The 1,085-nt window shown below is 69.1% G+C and carries 1 protein-coding gene; it reads right to left on the reverse strand.

Going from position 1 to position 1,085, the window contains the following annotated elements; genetic code table 11:
- Positions 1-1,085, reverse strand: a 1,085-nt coding sequence (locus AC097L_RS25950; protein ID WP_479589566.1) for an aminotransferase-like domain-containing protein, incomplete at both ends; no start/stop codon positions are given.

Here is a 1,085-nt window from a genome sequence, read left to right on the forward strand (position 1 = left end):
GCCGGTCTCGACCCAGCCGAACAGCCCGGCGGGCTCGGAGGCGAAGCTGCAGCCTGCGGCCAGGGCCAGCTTGGTGCTGCGGGTGCGGGCCTGGTCGAGGCGGGCGCGTACGCCTTCGGAGTGGCGGCGCAGCTGGCCCTGGTCGATGCACCAGGCAAGGGCTTTCTCCAGCAGGGACGGGGTGGTCAGCGTGGCCAGCAGCTTGGTGTTGGTGAGGCGGTCCACCAGGGCGGTGGGCGCGGCCAGAAAGCCCACGCGCCAGCCGGGGGCCAGGATCTTGGAGAAACCGCTGGCGTACAGGGTGCGCTGCAGGCCGTCCAGTACACACAGGCGGGTGGCGTGTTCGGGAGCCAGGTGGCTGTAGGTGTCGTCTTCCACGATGTAGAAGTCGTGCGCGTTGGCCAGGGTCAGCACCCGGTGCGCGCTGCCCGGAGTGAGGCAAAAGCCGGTGGGGTTGTGCAGCACGCTCACGCTCACAAACAGCTTGGGGGCATGTTCCTCGCAATAACGGGCCATCACCTCCAGGTCCGGCCCGTCGGCATTGCGCGGCACCGGCAGGATGCGCATGCCCATGGCTTCCAGCCGGGCGAATTCCACCGCCCAGCCGGGCTCTTCCACCATCACGCAGTCCCCCGCGCGCAGCAGGGTGCGGCTGGCGATATCCAGCGCGTGGGTGGCCCCCACGGTGGTGATGATCTGCTCGGGCGCGGCGGGTACGTGCAGACCGAGCAGCTTTTTGGACAGGCTTTGGCGCAGGCCCAGGTCGCCCGCCGGGTCGCCGTAACGGCGCGAAAAGTCGGCCGTGCCTGCTGCCACCCGGCGCACGGCTGCGGGCATGAAGCTGTTGGCCAGCCAGTCGGGGGGCAGCACGCCCATGCCGGGCTGGGGGGTGTCGCTGTCGCCCTGGAACATGCCGCGCATCAGGGCGGTGGCATCGATGGGGCGGCGGGGCGGGTTTGCTATATTTTGTGTAGCTTCTCGTGCATACATATCGGGCGCAGAGGCCATTTCTCGCACATAAAACCCCCGGTTCTTGCGGGCCTCGACCAGGCCCAGCGCCAGCAGCCGGTCGTAGGCCGCCACCA

It is taken from the genome of Rhodoferax sp. RT5P35 (assembly GCF_056521385.1).